The sequence below is a fragment of the Ferdinandcohnia sp. SAFN-114 genome (assembly GCF_059415045.1).
In genome coordinates, this window is record NZ_JBPFDQ010000054.1 from 1 (window position 1) to 16,157 (window position 16,157).

17 protein-coding genes are annotated in these 16,157 nt (G+C 37.5%); 16 read left to right on the forward strand and 1 reads right to left on the reverse strand.

From position 1 onward, the window contains the following. The first annotated feature begins 232 nt into the window (after positions 1–232). From dnaJ to deoC, 5 genes are all read left to right on the forward strand, one after another. Entirely contained in the window at positions 233–1,363 is a 1,131-nt protein-coding gene (gene dnaJ / locus ACR65M_RS16905; RefSeq protein ID WP_341330821.1) for a molecular chaperone DnaJ, read from the forward strand. A 49-nt stretch (positions 1,364–1,412) separates the two neighbouring features. Beyond that, positions 1,413–2,357 carry a 50S ribosomal protein L11 methyltransferase gene (prmA, locus tag ACR65M_RS16910; RefSeq protein ID WP_440273860.1) on the forward strand — a complete coding sequence of 315 codons (945 nt, stop codon included), beginning with the start codon at positions 1,413–1,415 and terminating at the stop codon, positions 2,355–2,357. Positions 2,358–2,384: 27 nt separating this feature from the next. After that, positions 2,385–3,128, forward strand: a complete 744-nt coding sequence (locus ACR65M_RS16915; protein WP_341330823.1) for a 16S rRNA (uracil(1498)-N(3))-methyltransferase — start codon at positions 2,385–2,387, stop codon at positions 3,126–3,128. A gap of 5 nt (positions 3,129–3,133) precedes the next feature. Further along, positions 3,134–4,492: a tRNA (N(6)-L-threonylcarbamoyladenosine(37)-C(2))-methylthiotransferase MtaB gene (gene mtaB, locus ACR65M_RS16920; protein ID WP_341330824.1), complete on the forward strand. Its 1,359-nt coding sequence runs from the start codon at positions 3,134–3,136 to the stop codon at positions 4,490–4,492. 147 nt (positions 4,493–4,639) lie between these two features. Continuing rightward, complete coding sequence (deoC, locus tag ACR65M_RS16925; RefSeq protein WP_341330825.1) at positions 4,640–5,308, forward strand: deoxyribose-phosphate aldolase; 669 nt, start codon at positions 4,640–4,642, stop codon at positions 5,306–5,308. Positions 5,309–5,341: 33 nt separating this feature from the next. Here deoC and ACR65M_RS16930 read toward each other — a convergent pair whose 3' ends face one another. Further along, a complete protein-coding gene (locus ACR65M_RS16930) occupies positions 5,342–6,268 on the reverse strand; it encodes a Na/Pi symporter (RefSeq protein WP_341330826.1) in 927 nt (308 codons plus the stop codon). A 340-nt stretch (positions 6,269–6,608) separates the two neighbouring features. On the opposite strand from ACR65M_RS16930, the gene rpsU reads away from it, so the two are divergent. From rpsU to ACR65M_RS16985, 11 genes are all read left to right on the forward strand, one after another. Then, a complete protein-coding gene (rpsU, locus tag ACR65M_RS16935; RefSeq protein WP_010678174.1) occupies positions 6,609–6,782 on the forward strand; it encodes a 30S ribosomal protein S21 in 174 nt (57 codons plus the stop codon). A gap of 16 nt (positions 6,783–6,798) precedes the next feature. Beyond that, the gene (locus tag ACR65M_RS16940; protein WP_341330827.1) at positions 6,799–7,245 is read left to right on the forward strand and encodes a GatB/YqeY domain-containing protein; all 447 of its coding nucleotides are present in this window, start codon (positions 6,799–6,801) and stop codon (positions 7,243–7,245) included. Positions 7,246–7,462: 217 nt separating this feature from the next. Continuing rightward, on the forward strand, positions 7,463–8,794 hold the full coding sequence (locus tag ACR65M_RS16945; RefSeq protein WP_341330828.1) for an NfeD family protein: 1,332 nt from the start codon (positions 7,463–7,465) through the stop codon (positions 8,792–8,794). A gap of 24 nt (positions 8,795–8,818) precedes the next feature. Next, on the forward strand, positions 8,819–9,805 hold the full coding sequence (gene floA / locus ACR65M_RS16950) for a flotillin-like protein FloA (RefSeq protein WP_341330829.1): 987 nt from the start codon (positions 8,819–8,821) through the stop codon (positions 9,803–9,805). 45 nt (positions 9,806–9,850) lie between these two features. Then, positions 9,851–10,333 carry a YqfB family membrane protein gene (locus ACR65M_RS16955; protein ID WP_440273861.1) on the forward strand — a complete coding sequence of 161 codons (483 nt, stop codon included), beginning with the start codon at positions 9,851–9,853 and terminating at the stop codon, positions 10,331–10,333. Between the two features lie 178 nt (positions 10,334–10,511). Next, positions 10,512–10,796, forward strand: a complete 285-nt coding sequence (gene yqfC, locus ACR65M_RS16960) for a sporulation protein YqfC (protein WP_341330831.1) — start codon at positions 10,512–10,514, stop codon at positions 10,794–10,796. A 26-nt stretch (positions 10,797–10,822) separates the two neighbouring features. Continuing rightward, a complete protein-coding gene (gene yqfD / locus ACR65M_RS16965; RefSeq protein WP_440273862.1) occupies positions 10,823–12,010 on the forward strand; it encodes a sporulation protein YqfD in 1,188 nt (395 codons plus the stop codon). Between the two features lie 3 nt (positions 12,011–12,013). After that, entirely contained in the window at positions 12,014–12,985 is a 972-nt protein-coding gene (locus tag ACR65M_RS16970) for a PhoH family protein (protein WP_341330833.1), read from the forward strand. Positions 12,986–13,058: 73 nt separating this feature from the next. Next, complete coding sequence (locus ACR65M_RS16975; RefSeq protein WP_440273863.1) at positions 13,059–15,257, forward strand: HD family phosphohydrolase; 2,199 nt, start codon at positions 13,059–13,061, stop codon at positions 15,255–15,257. Further along, a complete protein-coding gene (gene ybeY / locus ACR65M_RS16980; protein WP_440273864.1) occupies positions 15,254–15,724 on the forward strand; it encodes an rRNA maturation RNase YbeY in 471 nt (156 codons plus the stop codon). Before ACR65M_RS16975 ends, ybeY begins: the two co-directional genes overlap by 4 nt. Then, on the forward strand, positions 15,708–16,085 hold the full coding sequence (locus ACR65M_RS16985; protein WP_341330836.1) for a diacylglycerol kinase family protein: 378 nt from the start codon (positions 15,708–15,710) through the stop codon (positions 16,083–16,085). Before ybeY ends, ACR65M_RS16985 begins: the two co-directional genes overlap by 17 nt. The last annotated feature ends 72 nt before the right edge of the window (positions 16,086–16,157 follow it).

A 16,157-nucleotide genomic window follows, 5' to 3' on the forward strand; every position in this document is an offset into this window, starting at 1 on the left:
TAATGTCACAATACTTATCTCAAGTATTGCCATTTTGGAGGTGTTTTATATTGTCTCACTATTTTAGGTTAGTCCAGTCAGGCCTGTCTTGGCTTTGACTTTTTTTGTTTAAAGTGGATACCTCTTAAAAGTTTGACAATTATGAACTTGAAGCTTGAAACAAGTATTATTGCCTTTTCATAAAATTAAATGATACAATATTCTTTATGTGAATGATGCGGGAGTGGATTCAATGAGTAAAAGAGATTATTATGAGGTACTCGGGGTTTCGAAAAATGCTAGTAAAGACGAAATTAAAAAAGCATATCGAAAATTATCAAAAAAATATCACCCCGATATCAATAAAGAAGCAGATGCTGCAGATAAATTTAAGGAAATAACAGAGGCTTACGATGCCTTAACAGACGATAACAAACGTGCTCATTATGACCAATTTGGCCATTCAGATCCAAATCAAGGATTCGGCGGCTTTGGTGGAGGTGCAGATTTTGGTGGTGGCTTTGGTTTCGAAGATATCTTCAGCTCAATCTTTGGTGGCGGAACTAGAAGAAGAGACCCAAATGCACCACGTCAAGGGGCAGATTTACAATATACAATGACACTTAAGTTTGAAGAGGCTGTTTTTGGTAAGGAAACAGACATTGAAATTCCGAGAGAGGAAGAATGTTCAACCTGTCATGGGTCAGGTGCAAAACCTGGAACAAACCCACAAGAATGTTCACACTGTGGAGGTTCGGGTCAAATCAATGTTGAACAAAACACAGCTTTCGGAAGAATTGTAAACAGACGTGTTTGTCACCATTGTAGTGGAACAGGTAAATTTATTAAGGATAAATGTTCTACATGTAGTGGAACGGGTAAAGTGAAAAAACGAAAGAAAATTCATGTGAAAATTCCAGCTGGTATTGATGATGGCCAACAGCTTCGCGTATCAGGTCAAGGTGAACCAGGTGTAAACGGAGGACCTCCAGGGGATCTATACGTTGTGTTCCATGTTCAATCACATGAGTTTTTTGAGCGTGACGGAGACGATATTTTCTGTGAAATGCCACTAACCTTTGCGCAAGCTGCATTAGGTGATGAAATTGAAGTGCCTACTCTTCATGGGAAGGTAAAGCTTAAGATACCTGCGGGCACTCAGACTGGAACAAAATTCCGACTTAGAGGCAAGGGTGTCCCAAATGTTCGTGGATATGGTCAAGGAGATCAACATATTCGGGTTCGGGTTATTACCCCAACAAAGTTGTCTGAAAAGCAAAAACAATTGCTTCGTGAATTTACGGAAATAAGCGGTAATGAAGCTCCAGATGAACAACATGATAATTTTTTCGCGAAGGTAAAACGAGCTTTTAAAGGCGAATGATACAGAATGGTTTAGTAACTTTTTAACAAATGGATTGGAGTTGGTAGTAATGAAATGGTCTGAAATTAGTATTCACACTACACAAGAGGCAGTGGAGCCGGTATCAAATATACTTCATGAGGCAGGTGCAAGTGGAGTTGTCATTGAGGATCCATTTGACTTAACAAAAGAACGTGAAAATGTGTTTGGTGAGATCTACCAACTCAATCCTGATGACTATCCTGATGAAGGTGTTATCGTTAAGGCGTACCTCCCAGTTAATAGTTTTTTAGGTGAAACTGTTGAAGAGATAAAAGAAGCAATTAACAATCTTTTGCTTTTTGATATAGACTTGGGCCATAATAAAGTCACTATTAGTGAAGTACATGAGGAAGAGTGGGCCACAGCATGGAAGAAGTATTATCATCCTGTAAAAATCTCTGAGAGATTTACAATCGTGCCTACTTGGGAGATGTACGAGCCTGTTCATAGTGATGAATTAATAATTGAATTAGACCCAGGCATGGCTTTCGGAACAGGTACACACCCTACTACTGTCATGAGTATTCAAGCTTTAGAACGAACAGTTAAGGACGGAGATACAATTATCGATGTCGGTACCGGTTCGGGTGTGTTAAGTATTGCAGCAGCAATGCTAGGTGCTAGTTCTATCAAAGCACTTGATTTAGACACAGTTGCAGTTGAAAGTGCAAAACTCAATATTAAATTAAACAAGGTTCATGATAAAGTTACTGTCTCTCAAAATAATCTCCTTGATGGTATTGAGGGACCTGTGGATCTCATTGTAGCGAATATCCTTGCTGAAATTATTGTCCGTTTCACTGATGATGCATCAAAAATCCTAAAACCGAATGGAGCTTTCATTGTTTCTGGGATTATTAATACGAAAAAACAAGAAGTAAAGGACAGTCTTCTAGCATCCGGATTCGAGATTGAGGAAGTACTTGTTATGGAAGACTGGGTATCAATGATTGCTAGAAAGATAAGCGAATAAGGATATTTGCAGGTGGTGGAAGAATAAATGCAAAGATATTTCGTCGATCATATTAACGAAACACAAGCTACAATTACAGGTGAAGATGTACACCATATAACACGAGTTATGAGAATGTCAGTTGGAGACTCTATTTTTTGTTGTTATAATGGTAGAGTAGCTATTTGTACAATTACTGAAATTACCAATGATACAGTTTTGGCAAATGTTGTAGAATGGGTAGAGAACTCGAATGAGCTTCCCATTAAGGTATGTATTGCAAGCGGACTACCAAAAGGGGATAAGCTTGAATATGTAATCCAAAAAGGGACGGAGCTTGGGGCATCTGAGTTTGTCCCTTTTGTTGCGGCACGTTCAATCGTCAAATGGGATGAAAAAAAAGGACAAAAAAAGGTTGAACGATGGGGGAAAATTGCAAAAGAAGCAGCTGAGCAATCCCATCGCGGAATGGTTCCAAACGTTACCAAACCATTATCATTCCGAGAACTATTGTCCTTTAGTCAATCTTATACTTATAAGGTAGTAGCTTATGAAGAGGATGCAAAGCGCGGTGAAAACTCTAATTTGGCACGTCTTTTATCACAAATGCAAAATGGGGAATCTCTTTTTGTTGTGATAGGGCCTGAAGGAGGACTAACCGAAAAAGAGGTTTCCTCATTAATCGAAAATGAGTTTATTTCCTGCAGCTTTGGACCAAGAATCTTACGTACTGAAACAGCACCACTATATGTTTTATCAGCTGTATCATATCATTTTGAATTAGCGAGGTGACAATCATGTCATTAGTTGCATTCCATACATTAGGATGTAAAGTAAATCATTATGAAACAGAAGCCATATGGCAGCTTTTTAAAGAGTCTGGCTATGAGCGTACTGAGTTTGAAAGCACTGCTGATGTGTATGTAATTAACACTTGCACTGTTACAAATACAGGGGACAAAAAGAGTAGACAGGTTATTCGTAGAGCAATCCGTAAAAATCCTGATGCTGTTATTTGTGTTACAGGCTGTTATGCACAAACATCACCAGCGGAAATCATGGCGATTCCTGGCGTTGATATTGTCGTAGGTACACAGGATCGTAAGAAGATGCTTGAATATATCGAGCAATACAAAGAAGAGCGACAACCGATAAATGGTGTTGGAAATATAATGAAAACACGTGTATATGAAGAACTTGATGTACCTGCATTTACTGACCGTACGCGTGCTTCATTAAAAATTCAAGAAGGTTGTAATAATTTCTGTACGTTCTGTATCATTCCATGGGCACGTGGTTTAATGCGTTCTCGTGACCCACAAGAGGTTATCAAACAAGCACAACAGCTTGTGAATGCAGGCTATAAAGAGATTGTTTTAACTGGAATCCACACAGGTGGCTATGGGGAAGATATGAAAGATTACAATCTCGCAGCTCTTTTACGTGACCTAGAATCAAAGGTGATAGGACTTAAGAGGATTCGTATTTCTTCCATTGAAGCTAGCCAAATTACAGATGAAATTATTGAAGTGTTAGATAACTCCGAAAAAGTAGTTAGACATCTACATGTTCCATTACAATCGGGCTCAAACACCGTGTTAAAGCGTATGAGACGTAAATATACAATGGAGTTCTTTGCTGAACGTCTTACAAAATTACGTCAGGCTTTACCAGGATTGGCAATTACATCAGATGTTATTGTTGGTTTTCCTGGAGAAACGGAAGAAGAGTTTATGGAAACTTATAACTTTATTAACGAACATAAATTCTCTGAATTACACGTTTTCCCATATTCAAAGCGTACTGGTACACCAGCCGCTAGAATGGAAGACCAAATTGATGAAGAAGTGAAAAACGAGCGTGTACACCGTTTAATTTCACTATCTGACCAATTAGCGAAGGAGTATGCGTCTAATTACGAAGGCGAAGTACTAGAGGTAATTCCAGAGGAAATTGACAAAGATGACCCGGCAAGCGGTCTATACATCGGGTATACCGATAATTATTTGAAAGTAAAGTTCGATGCCACTGAAGATATGATTGGAAAAATCGTAAAAGTGAAAATTACAAAAGCCGGTTATCCATATAACGAAGGTAAATTTGTAAAAGTCGAAGAAGAACTTTCGGTTGAACAAGAACAAAGAACGACTGCATAAAGATTAGAATAACGTAAAGAAGTTAATCGTTGGATTAGCTTCTTTTTTTTATCGCATAATATGAAAGAGAAGTGCTAGTCAAGCTATTGCAACAATGATATGATGTTAGAGGTACGTACAACTGAAAGTTGAAGGGAGAAATACATAATGACAAATATTGCAAAAATGATTGATCATACAGCATTAAAAGCGGATACTACGAAAGCACAGATTGAAACCCTTTGTGCAGAAGCTAAAGAATATGGGTTCATGTCAGTTTGTGTAAATCCAACATGGGTGGAAACAGCAGCAAGCTTGTTAAATGGTTCAGATGTAAAGGTTTGTACGGTTATTGGTTTTCCATTAGGAGCTAGTACTTCTGAAACAAAGGCATTTGAAACAAAGGATGCAATTGAAAAAGGAGCTACTGAAGTTGATATGGTAATCAATATCGGTGCTTTGAAGGATAAAAATGACGAATTAGTTGAAAAAGACATTCGTATGGTTGTTGAAGCAGCGAAAGGTAAGGCACTTACTAAGGTTATTATCGAGACATCTTTGCTAACTGAAGAGGAAAAGGTAAGAGCTTGTGAGCTTTCCGTCAAAGCTGGAGCTGATTTTGTTAAAACATCAACTGGTTTCTCAACAGGCGGTGCTACAGTGGAAGATATTCGTTTAATGCGTAAAACAGTAGGTCCCGATATCGGGGTAAAAGCATCCGGTGGTGTTCGTGATGTGAAGGGAACTCAAGATATGATTGATGCTGGGGCAACCAGAATCGGTGCGAGTGCGGGTGTTGCAATCGTCAATGGATTAACTGGTTCTTCAGATTACTAATAAAGAAAAAAAGCTGGCCAAATGGCCAGCTTTTTATGTAGTTCTATGTACTTTCGTGATAAAATCTGTTAAAACTCCTGCAAATGGTAAAAATAGGAGTGAACTGAGGACGTTAAAGATTAAACTAACGTGTGCGATTTGCACATCAGGATGTGATGTGAGTAACATGGCGATTTGACCAAGTACATTAATAAACGGGAAAAATAAGGTTACCCCGATTACATTCACCCAAATATGAGCATATGCCGCTAATTTTGCTTCATGCTTACTCCCAATACTTGCTATAAACGCTGTAATACAAGTTCCTATATTCGCACCAAGTAATACGGCGATTCCTGCATTTAAAGTTAATAGTTGTTCATTCATAAACCCCATAATAATTCCAGTTGTCGCTGTACTTGATTGAATAATAGAAGTTAAAATGGTTCCAACCCCTACACCAAAGAGATTACTTTGGTTTGTCTGCTGAAAAAAAGTATAAATTGAGGGGAAATCTCCTATAGGTCTTGCGAGTTGTTCGAATCCATTCATTGCCACAAACATGCATCCCAACCCAAACAAAAAGGCACCAAAACTAAAAACCTGCTGATTTCGAACAAATAAACATAAAAATCCTATGATTAATATTGGGACAATCCATTCGAATATATCAATAGTGATCATTTCTGCAGTAAATGTCGTGCCTATATTTGTCCCAAGAATAATTCCAAACGATTGTTTAAAGGTTAAATATCCAGTAGCAATTAATCCAACAACAAGAACCATAACAGCAGAACTGCTGTGGATAATTGCTGTAATGATCATGCCAGTTAATAAACCTTTTATCGGATTATTTGTAAAACGAATTAACCATACTCTTAATTTTTCGCCTGTCAGATTATATAAGCCTGTCCTCATAACAGTCATACCAAATAAGAAAATGGCGATAAATACAGCAAATAATGATATAAGTTCAATCATTCATCTTCACCCCTATCACATTGTATGGACAAGGCTGCTTGAAAATGACTATTTCAATTTATTAAACTTTTTACTTGTTAAATTTTTGGAATAAGTAACAAACTGTAAAAAGTAAGGATTTAGTAGGAATAGAGCATAAAACTTTATCAAAACTATTGAATATGAACTACTTTCTAGTGTTCAATTGTGATAAATAGTTGACCAAAAAACATGCATATATTATAATTGCAAAGTACATGTTTATTTTTTAGACGATATTTAGCTATCGACACTAAGAGAACCAATGGAACATGTGTCTTAATTAGATGTTAGTGGTTGTTTTCGGAGGGAGGGAATTAGAATGTCAAAAACGGTCGTTCGTAAAAACGAATCGCTTGAAGATGCTCTTCGCCGCTTCAAACGTACTGTATCTAAATCAGGTACTATTCAAGAAGCTAGAAAGCGCGAATTCTATGAAAAGCCTAGCGTAAAGCGTAAGAAGAAATCTGAAGCTGCTAGAAAGCGCAAATACTAAAAGAGGGTGTAGTTTTATGAGTCTTCTCGAGCGTTTAAATAATGATATGAAAACAGCGATGAAGAATAAAGAGAAAGATAAGCTATCTGTTATTCGAATGGTTAAGGCTGCTCTTCAAAACGAAGGCATTAAGCTTGGTACCAATGAGCTATCAGAAGAAGCAGAACTAACTGTTCTTACTCGTGAATTAAAACAACGAAAAGATTCCCTCCGCGAATTTAGTAACGCTGGTCGTGAAGATCTTGTTAATAAAATTCAAACTGAAATTGAGATATTAGAAGTATACCTTCCAGAGCAATTATCCGAAGAGGAACTTGTTGAGATTGTGAAAGCAACAGTACAAGAGGTCAATGCTTCTTCAAAAGCTGACATGGGCAAAGTGATGGCTGCAATTATGCCAAAAGTAAAAGGGAAGGCTGATGGCAGTCTCATCAACAAACTTGTTCAACAGCAACTATCTTAAACAAAGCACCTTACATTGTGTAAGGTGTTTTTCTTATATGGGAGGAAATAAATTGCTCGTTTCGCTGGCCTTGATCTTCATCTCCATACATACAAAACCCAAGAATTACCAACGAAAATAATGTATAGAATTACACAAAATATTGAAACCTCGCTTACATCTCAATCGTATAACATACTATCAAGTCGTAAAAATAAATAGAGAGGGGGGGAACGCCTTGAAAAGATTGAGAATATTTTTGTATCTTTCCATTATTGTTTTACCTTTACTCCTTACACTAACGCCCAATAAAAGCTTAAGTGCAACAGATCAGGTAGTTTACATTATTCCGTTGGAAGAAACGGTTGAAAAAGGCTTACATGCTTTTATTGATCGCTCGATTACCGATGCTGAGGAGAAAGGAGCCAATGTCATCATTCTTGAGATAAATACTCCTGGTGGGGCTGTTGATGCAGCAACTCAAATTGGAAAACGAATACAGGAAGCAGCTATTCCTACCGTTGCTTTTGTCAATAACGACGCCATCTCTGCAGGTGCTTTTATCGCCTTAAATGCCGATGAGATTTATATGTCTGAGAATGGAAGAATGGGGGCAGCAGGAATAATCGACCAGGCAGGGAATACTGCTGATGAAAAAGCCGTTTCTTACTGGCTTTCAGCGATGAAAGGCGCTGCTGAAAACAATGGTCGTGATCCGATTTATGCATTAGCAATGGCCGACAAAGAAATAGACCTGCCAGAACTAGGTGCTGAAAAAGGTAAATTTCTCACTTTAACTGCAAATCAGGCTCTCGAAGTTGGGTACGCAGAAGGTGTTGTAAAGAATCGAGGAGATTTACTAAAGACAATTGGCTATGAAAAGGCTGCAGTTGAAGAAGCTGAACTTAGCTTAGCAGAAAAAATTGCACGCTTTATTACGAACCCAATTGTCGTTTCGATCTTATTAACAATTGGAAGTTTAGGTTTAGTTGTTGAACTTTACTCACCGGGATTTGGTATTCCAGGTATAATGGGGATATCATCGCTACTACTCTTTTTCTACGGACATTTGGTAGCGGGACTAGCTGGTATGGAGTCCATTATCCTTTTTGTAATTGGAATTGTGTTAGTTCTATTGGAGTTTGTATTGCCGGGGGGGATCATAGGCTTGATAGGTTTAGGAGCAATTTTAACAAGCTTTTTCTTGGCAGGGAGTAGTGTTATGGTTATTGGAGTTTCATTATTAGTTGCTTTAGTAGCTACTGTCATTGTTTCAATTATTTTAGTTAAAATATTCGGAAAGAAATTACATGCCTTTAAAAAGATTATTCTCTTCGATTCTACCAATACTGAAAGCGGGTATGTGTCAAATAAGAATCGTGATGATTTAATTGGAAAACGAGGAATGGCCTTAACAACCTTAAGACCTTCTGGTACAGCAATCATTGGTGAAGAAAGACTAGATGTTGTCTCACAAGGGAATTACATTGAGAAAGACACAAAAATTGAAGTGATCAAAACAGAAGGTTCTCGAATTGTTGTTCGAGAGGTTACTGATATTGATAAATAAACTTAATCTAGGAGGAAAATTAGAATGCCAACAGGTATGATAACAATTCTAATATTAGTTGCACTTGGTATTATTTTATTAGCTGTACTATTTACATTTGTGCCAGTTGCACTATGGATTTCTGCACTGGCTGCGGGTGTCCGTGTAAGTATCTTTACATTGATTGGGATGAGATTGCGTCGGGTTATCCCAAACCGTGTCATTATCCCTTTAATTAAGGCCCAAAAAGCAGGACTAAATCTTAATACAAACCAACTGGAGAGTCACTATTTGGCAGGTGGTAATGTTGACCGCGTCGTAAACGCGTTAATCGCTGCACAACGTGCGAACATTGAATTAACTTTCGAAAGGGCAGCTGCAATCGATTTAGCAGGTCGTGACGTGCTAGAGGCCGTTCAAATGAGTGTTAATCCAAAGGTTATTGAAACACCATTTATCTCTGGTGTGGCAATGGATGGTATCGAAGTTAAAGCGAAAGCACGTATCACTGTGCGTGCGAATATTGACCGCTTGGTCGGGGGAGCAGGAGAAGAAACTGTTATTGCCCGTGTAGGTGAAGGTATCGTTAGTACAATTGGTTCACAAACTGACCATAAAAAAGTACTTGAAAATCCAGATATGATCTCTCAAACCGTTCTTGCAAAAGGACTTGATGCAGGTACTGCATTCGAAATTCTTTCCATTGATATCGCCGATATTGATATTGGTAAAAACATTGGTGCTGTGCTTCAAACAGACCAGGCCGAAGCAGATAAGAAAATTGCTCAAGCGAAAGCTGAAGAACGTCGCGCTATGGCGGTTGCAAGTGAACAAGAAATGCGCGCTCGCGTTGAGGAAATGAAAGCGAAGGTTGTGGAAGCAGAAGCAGAAGTACCTCTTGCTATGGCAGAAGCATTACGTTCAGGTAACTTAGGAGTACTCGATTATACGAACCTTAAGAATATCATGGCTGATACTGATATGAGAAATTCAATTGGTAAAAGCACACATCCAGAAGATGAAGAAAAATAATAATAAACTGAAATAAACCTCAAAATTTGAAGGGAGGTTTACATTGTGGAATCACCTTTGCAAGACTTGATTGAATTTGTAATGGCAAATGCTTGGATTGTGGTCATTATAATCGGTTTTGTTTTTAATACGTTCAGGCGATTTACCAGAGGGGAGTCAGAACCTACAACCCCGGTTCCAATGCCAAAACAGTTTAATCCGTTTGACCAAGAACGTAAACCTGAAAAAGATGAATATCAGGTTGAAACAAAATATGAAACTGAAGTAGAACCAGAAGAGATTCCCGATACTCAAGTTCCAAATACGTTTTATGATCGTTATCTAGAGCTTCAACAGCAGGGCGTCTATACAGAGACGGAAACTGTAACCAGGGAAGAAGAACCATTGCTAAAGGTTGTTAAACCAACTGCTTCTAGAGAATCAAGCCAAGCGAAAACATACTCGAAAAACAAGGTTGCAGAAGGTATTATATGGTCCGAGATTCTGGGTCCGCCTAGAGCAAAAAAACCATACCAAATCCGTCGTTAAGACTAGTGCTCTCATCTAGGAGGATGTAAAGGACCAAGAATTTTAAGGCGGCGCAGCTTTGAGGACCGGAGAAAGTAAGCCAACACAGGAGTTCGATGTCTCATTTACATCCTCCTTAAAAAATGTACTAAGAACCCCTTTTCACTCATAAACATGAGATGAAAGGGGGTTCTTTGTTATGCCTAAAAAACTAGGTCAACGAATGAAGAGTTGGATTACAAACAAGATGGAACTTCCTGCTGACGTCATGATGGATCTTCCAAGAATAACCATGATTGGACAATTACATATTTACATAGAAAATCATCGAGGATTATTAACCTTTTCAGATAAAGAGGTACGGCTATTACTGAAACAAGGACAACTTCTGATAAAGGGAAATGCATTTGTGATAAAAACAATTTTACCTGAGGAAATAATGCTCGAAGGAAAAATTGAACATGTGCAATATATTGAGAATTGAATCAATGAATCAGTAGGGGGATAAGCATGAAAAATCATTGGATGCACTTTTTTAGTGGGAGTGTCAAAGCTGTTATTACTGGAAAAGGTACAGAGAGATTCATAAATGAATGTGTACGACAAGGAATTGTCGTGTGGGATGTAAAGAAGCCAGGAACCCATGCCCTGAGCTTCTCTATGTATTTAAAGGATATAAAAAAAATTCGAAGGGTTGTCCGTAAAAATGATTGTAAGCTTCGCTTTATTGGAAAAAAAGGATTGCCATTTCTCGTTCAAAAGGCAATATACAATAGTGGATTTCTAATTGGAGCTTTTTTATTTCTTATCATTGTTACTTTGTTATCAAATATGGTATGGGGCATTAAAGTAGAGGGTGCTAAGCCAGAAACAGAACATTTAATTATTAAAGAGCTGAAGAAACTTGGAGTTGAAAAAGGGAAGCTTCAATTTTTTATTGAAGATAATGAGTCCTTACAAAGGCATTTAGAAGAAGCGATTAACGATATTACTTGGATTGGTGTGGAGTTAAATGGGACGACCTATCATTTTGAGGTTGTTGAAAAGAACCAACCTGACCCGCCGGAACAGTATAGTCCAAGAAATCTTGTTGCAAATAAAACAGCTATTATCAAAAAATTAATTGTCGAAGAAGGAAGACCAGTTAAAGCAGTAAATGATCTTGTTAAAAAAGGAGACATACTAGTTTCGGGCAAAATTGGAAAAGAAGGAGAAGAAGTCTACGTACCTGCTCGTGGGAAGATTTATGGCGAGACTTGGTACAAGTCTTCAGTAGAGGTAGAAATTACAACGAAACTTAATGTGATGACAGGAGAAAATAAAAAAAAGCATTATATCTCGATAGGGGATTTACGTATTCCAGTATGGGGATATGGTAAAGTTGAATATAAGGAATATCAAACTGAAATAGATAAGAGACATATCAAATTCTTTAATTGGGAACTTCCAATTGCGTATGAAAAAGTGGCTATTCGAGAAAGTGAAGAAATCACAAGAAAATATACAACAAATGAGGCTGTAGAAGAAGCAAAAAGAATAGGTCGGAATGCTTTAGAACAAGATTTGGATAGTGATGCCGAAATTATTGAAGAAAAAGTTTTGCGTCAATCCATTAACAATGGTAAAGTAAAATTGGAAATAAAATATAATGTTATTGAGAATATCGTCACTACGATACCATTAGTTCAAGGAGACTAAAGGATGTCAGAAGATTTAGTAATGAGTAAACATCAACTGGAAAATCCAAACGAAGCACTTGTGCTGTTTGGAAACAATGACCTCCACCTTAAAAGGATCGAGGAGGAATTAAATGTTTCAATTATAACTAGAGGCGAGGCACTTAATGTTTCAGGAAATTTAACAAGTGTTCAATTAGTTGAAGAAATTATTGAAAAGCTTCTTGGGGTAATTCGAAAAGGAATACGAGTAAGTGAACGTGATGTTATTTATTGTATTCAAATGGCGAAGAATGGAAATTTAGATTCATTTGAAGAATTATATGATGAAGAAATCACAAAAACTGCAAAAGGAAAATCAATTCGTGTAAAAACACATGGACAACGCCAATATGTAGCTGCCATCAAACAGCATGACTTAGTTTTCGGGATTGGTCCAGCAGGTACAGGAAAAACTTATTTGGCCGTAGTAATGGCTGTAAATGCACTAAAAAATGGACAGGTCAAACGAATTATTCTAACCCGCCCTGCTGTAGAAGCGGGTGAAAGCTTAGGATTTTTACCTGGAGATCTAAAAGAAAAAGTCGATCCATATTTAAGACCATTATATGATGGATTACATGACGTACTCGGAGCAGAACATACGGAACGACTAATAGAAAGAGGAACAATTGAAATTGCTCCATTAGCCTATATGAGAGGGCGTACTCTTGATGATGCTTTCGTCATTTTAGACGAAGCTCAAAACACAACACTAGCCCAAATGAAGATGTTTTTGACACGACTTGGTTTTGGCTCTAAAATGGTCATTACTGGGGATATCTCGCAAATCGATTTACCTAGAGGGGTAAAGTCTGGATTACATGAAGTAATGGATATACTGAAGGACGTATATGGTTCTGCCTTTATCTTCTTAGAGCAGTCTGATGTAGTACGTCACCCACTTGTAGCTCGTATCATTGAAGCTTATGAAAAGGCAGAAGCAGGACAATCATGACAAGACCCATGCGAAATGGGTCTTTTTTACCATTAGTGAAACTGGTAAAATCAGGTTAAAGGAGGTTAGAGAGATGAGGAAACCGAATAAGCTGCAACATAAGTTGTCCATCTTAAAAAGCTATCAATCCCTACATATTTTGATATATATCCTCCTTGCGGGAATTATGTTTTTAGTCATGTTTAGCAATGTGAAACCGGATGTTTTACAAATCGAAGCTTTAAAACCGTCTGAACAGACGATTCGTTCACCTTTGACAATAGAGGATAAGGTTGCCACAAAAACAAAACAAGATGCAGCTGCAAAAGAGGTTGAAGATGTTTTCACTCTCAAATCAGATTATGCAGACAATCAAGTTGACCTAGTCATTTCAATTTTTGATTCTATTGATGAAACAAATAATGAAGCAATAGATATACACAAATCAAAGGTCAAAGAGTGGGAAAACCTTTCGGAGGATGATCGAGGAGAAGAACCAAAGCAGCTCACAGCTTCTGAAAAGTTACAAATTTTAAAAACAAAACTTCCACAAGATTTAACTGATCGAATTCAAAACGATGTTCTTACAGCATTATTAACAGCTAGTCCCAATCAATTATCACGCACAAAGGATGCAGTTATCACCGCAGTTAATAATGTGATGAACACAAGAATTCCAGCTTCTGAAGTTGAGACTGCAAAAAATAAGGTAGTGGAGGAACTACGTTATTCAAGTGTAGATCCTGCTCTTCGAGAACCAATGCGGGAAATGGCGCGTTTTGCAGTTGTTCAAAATGTCTATTATGATGTTGAAGCCACGGAAGAAAAGCGACAGCAAGCGATTGAAGCAGTCGAGCCGGTTAAGATCCTACAAGGTCAAATTATTGTTGAAGAAGGACACTTAATCACTAGGGATATATATCGTCAGTTAGAGCTGCTTGGTATGACTAACACTAATAACCCTATACAGCCATTCATCGGCCTGTTATTGATTATTCTATTAATTATTACCGGGATAATTTATCATTTTCATAATGAGATGATTCCAACTGATAGGCATCGGAATATCTATTTGTTAATTTTTGCGATTATCTTTACTATTACCATTCTATTAATGAAGGGTATTAGTTTATTCCAACAAATCGATTATTCTGATATAGGATATATTGTGCCCGTGGCAATGGGGGCAATGCTGATAAAGCTATTGATTAATGAAAAAGTTGCAATACTTTCAAGCATGGTTTTTGCAGTTTGTGGAAGCCTTATCTTTAATGAAGGTGTGACGGGCACGCTTAATTTCTCAGCGGGGATCTACTTCCTGTTTGGCAGCTTAGCTGGGGTACTTTTCCTAAGTAAGCACAATCGTAGGGGGAAAATTCTCCAAGCTGGACTCTTCGTAGCTTTAATCAATATCTTAGTCATATTTTCCATAATGTTATTGCAAAACGGTAATTATTCAAGTCTAGACTATGGTTCTTCGATTATTATGGCCGTTTTATCTGGTGTAATTGCTGCTGTATTAACGATTGGGTTACTACCATTCTTTGAAGCAGGGTTTAATATTTTATCAACGATGAAATTAATTGAATTATCAAACCCAAATCACCCGTTACTGCGAAAAATTTTGACAGAAGCTCCTGGAACCTATCATCATAGTGTTATGGTTGCGAATTTGTCAGAATCTGCCTGTGAAGCAATCGGGGCTAATGGATTATTAGCTAGAGTGTCATCGTATTATCATGATATTGGAAAAACAAAGCGCCCGCATTTCTTTATTGAGAATCAGATGAATATTGAAAATCCGCATGATAAGATTGCACCGCAGCTTAGCAAAACAATTATTACAGCACATGCTACAGACGGGGCAGAAACTTTGAGAAAATTTAAGATGCCAAAAGAAATCGTGGATATAGCAGAACAGCATCATGGTACAACACTGTTAAAATATTTTTTCCATAAAGCTAAACAACAAAGTGAACGCGATATCCTAGAATCAGATTTTAGATATGTAGGTCCAAAAGCACAAACCAAAGAGGCAGCGGTGATTGGGATTGCAGATAGTGTTGAAGCAGCTGTAAGGTCTCTATCAAATCCTACTCCACATAAAATTGAATCTCTAGTAAATAGCATTATTGCGGACCGCTTACAGGATGGACAATTTGATGAATGCGATATAACTCTTAAAGAGCTTGATGTAGTTGCGAAAACACTTTGTGAATCACTCAAGGGAATTTTTCATTCAAGAATTGAGTACCCTGCCGAGACCACAAAACAGAAGGTGAAGGAAGCATGAGACTAGAAATTGATTTTAATGATGAAATTGGTGAAGTAAAAGAAGAAGAATGTAGATTAGTTCAAGAACTATTATTTTTGGCTGCCGATAAAGAAGGAGTCAGTGAAGGAACTGAGGTTTCTGTCACGTTTGTTGATAACGAACGGATTAAAGAAATAAACCGAGAATATCGTGACAAAGATCAACCGACTGATGTCATTTCATTTGCTATGGAAGAGATGGGTGAAGGGGAAATTGCGATTGTCGGTGAAGACATACCAAAAGTATTAGGGGATATCATCATCTCGATTCCGAGAGCAAAGGAACAGGCTGAAGATTATGGTCATTCTTTTGCAAGGGAATTAGGTTTCCTTGCTGTCCATGGTTTCTTGCATTTACTTGGCTATGACCACATGACAAAACAAGATGAGGAAAAAATGTTTTCAAGACAAAAGGAAATTTTAGAGGCGTATGGTCTTGAAAGATAAACAAAAGAATGAATGGTCACGCTTAATCAATAGCTTTTCGTATGCTTTACAAGGCTTGCGAGAAGCATTTTTTTCAGAACGAAATCTGCAAATTCATTTTTTTTTCTCGGTTATCGTTATTTTTTGTGGTTTCTTGTTTCATATTACAAAGGTAGAATGGTTGATTGTACTCCTTTTATTCGGTGGAATGTTTGCAATAGAAATGCTAAATACCGCAATTGAAAAAGTGGTTGATTTAGTCACGGATGAGTATCACCCCCTAGCCAAAAAGGCTAAAGATATTGCGGCCGGAGCTGTTCTTATATATGCGATAATCTCCATTTTAGTTGGATTCATCATTTTTCTACCTTATCTAATTTAGAGAAAATTCTTACAATTATGTAACAAATGAAACATAAACGATGATTTCGTGAACGTTTTTATGTAAAATGAA

Excerpts from the sequence above, each read along its gene's own strand:
- yqfD (WP_440273862.1), top strand. The coding sequence starts at position 10,823 with ATGAAAAATCATTGGATGCACTTTTTTAGTGGGAGTGTCAAAGCTGTT.
- dnaJ (WP_341330821.1), top strand. The coding sequence starts at position 233 with ATGAGTAAAAGAGATTATTATGAGGTACTCGGGGTTTCGAAAAATGCT.
- ACR65M_RS16915 (WP_341330823.1), top strand. The coding sequence starts at position 2,385 with ATGCAAAGATATTTCGTCGATCATATTAACGAAACACAAGCTACAATT.
- deoC (WP_341330825.1), top strand. The coding sequence starts at position 4,640 with ATGACAAATATTGCAAAAATGATTGATCATACAGCATTAAAAGCGGAT.
- yqfC (WP_341330831.1), top strand. The coding sequence starts at position 10,512 with ATGCCTAAAAAACTAGGTCAACGAATGAAGAGTTGGATTACAAACAAG.
- prmA (WP_440273860.1), top strand. The coding sequence starts at position 1,413 with ATGAAATGGTCTGAAATTAGTATTCACACTACACAAGAGGCAGTGGAG.
- floA (WP_341330829.1), top strand. The coding sequence starts at position 8,819 with ATGCCAACAGGTATGATAACAATTCTAATATTAGTTGCACTTGGTATT.
- ACR65M_RS16985 (WP_341330836.1), top strand. The coding sequence starts at position 15,708 with ATGGTCTTGAAAGATAAACAAAAGAATGAATGGTCACGCTTAATCAAT.
- rpsU (WP_010678174.1), top strand. The coding sequence starts at position 6,609 with ATGTCAAAAACGGTCGTTCGTAAAAACGAATCGCTTGAAGATGCTCTT.
- ACR65M_RS16970 (WP_341330833.1), top strand. The coding sequence starts at position 12,014 with ATGTCAGAAGATTTAGTAATGAGTAAACATCAACTGGAAAATCCAAAC.
- ACR65M_RS16930 (WP_341330826.1), bottom strand. The coding sequence starts at position 6,268 with ATGATTGAACTTATATCATTATTTGCTGTATTTATCGCCATTTTCTTA.
- ACR65M_RS16940 (WP_341330827.1), top strand. The coding sequence starts at position 6,799 with ATGAGTCTTCTCGAGCGTTTAAATAATGATATGAAAACAGCGATGAAG.
- ACR65M_RS16975 (WP_440273863.1), top strand. The coding sequence starts at position 13,059 with ATGAGGAAACCGAATAAGCTGCAACATAAGTTGTCCATCTTAAAAAGC.
- mtaB (WP_341330824.1), top strand. The coding sequence starts at position 3,134 with ATGTCATTAGTTGCATTCCATACATTAGGATGTAAAGTAAATCATTAT.
- ybeY (WP_440273864.1), top strand. The coding sequence starts at position 15,254 with ATGAGACTAGAAATTGATTTTAATGATGAAATTGGTGAAGTAAAAGAA.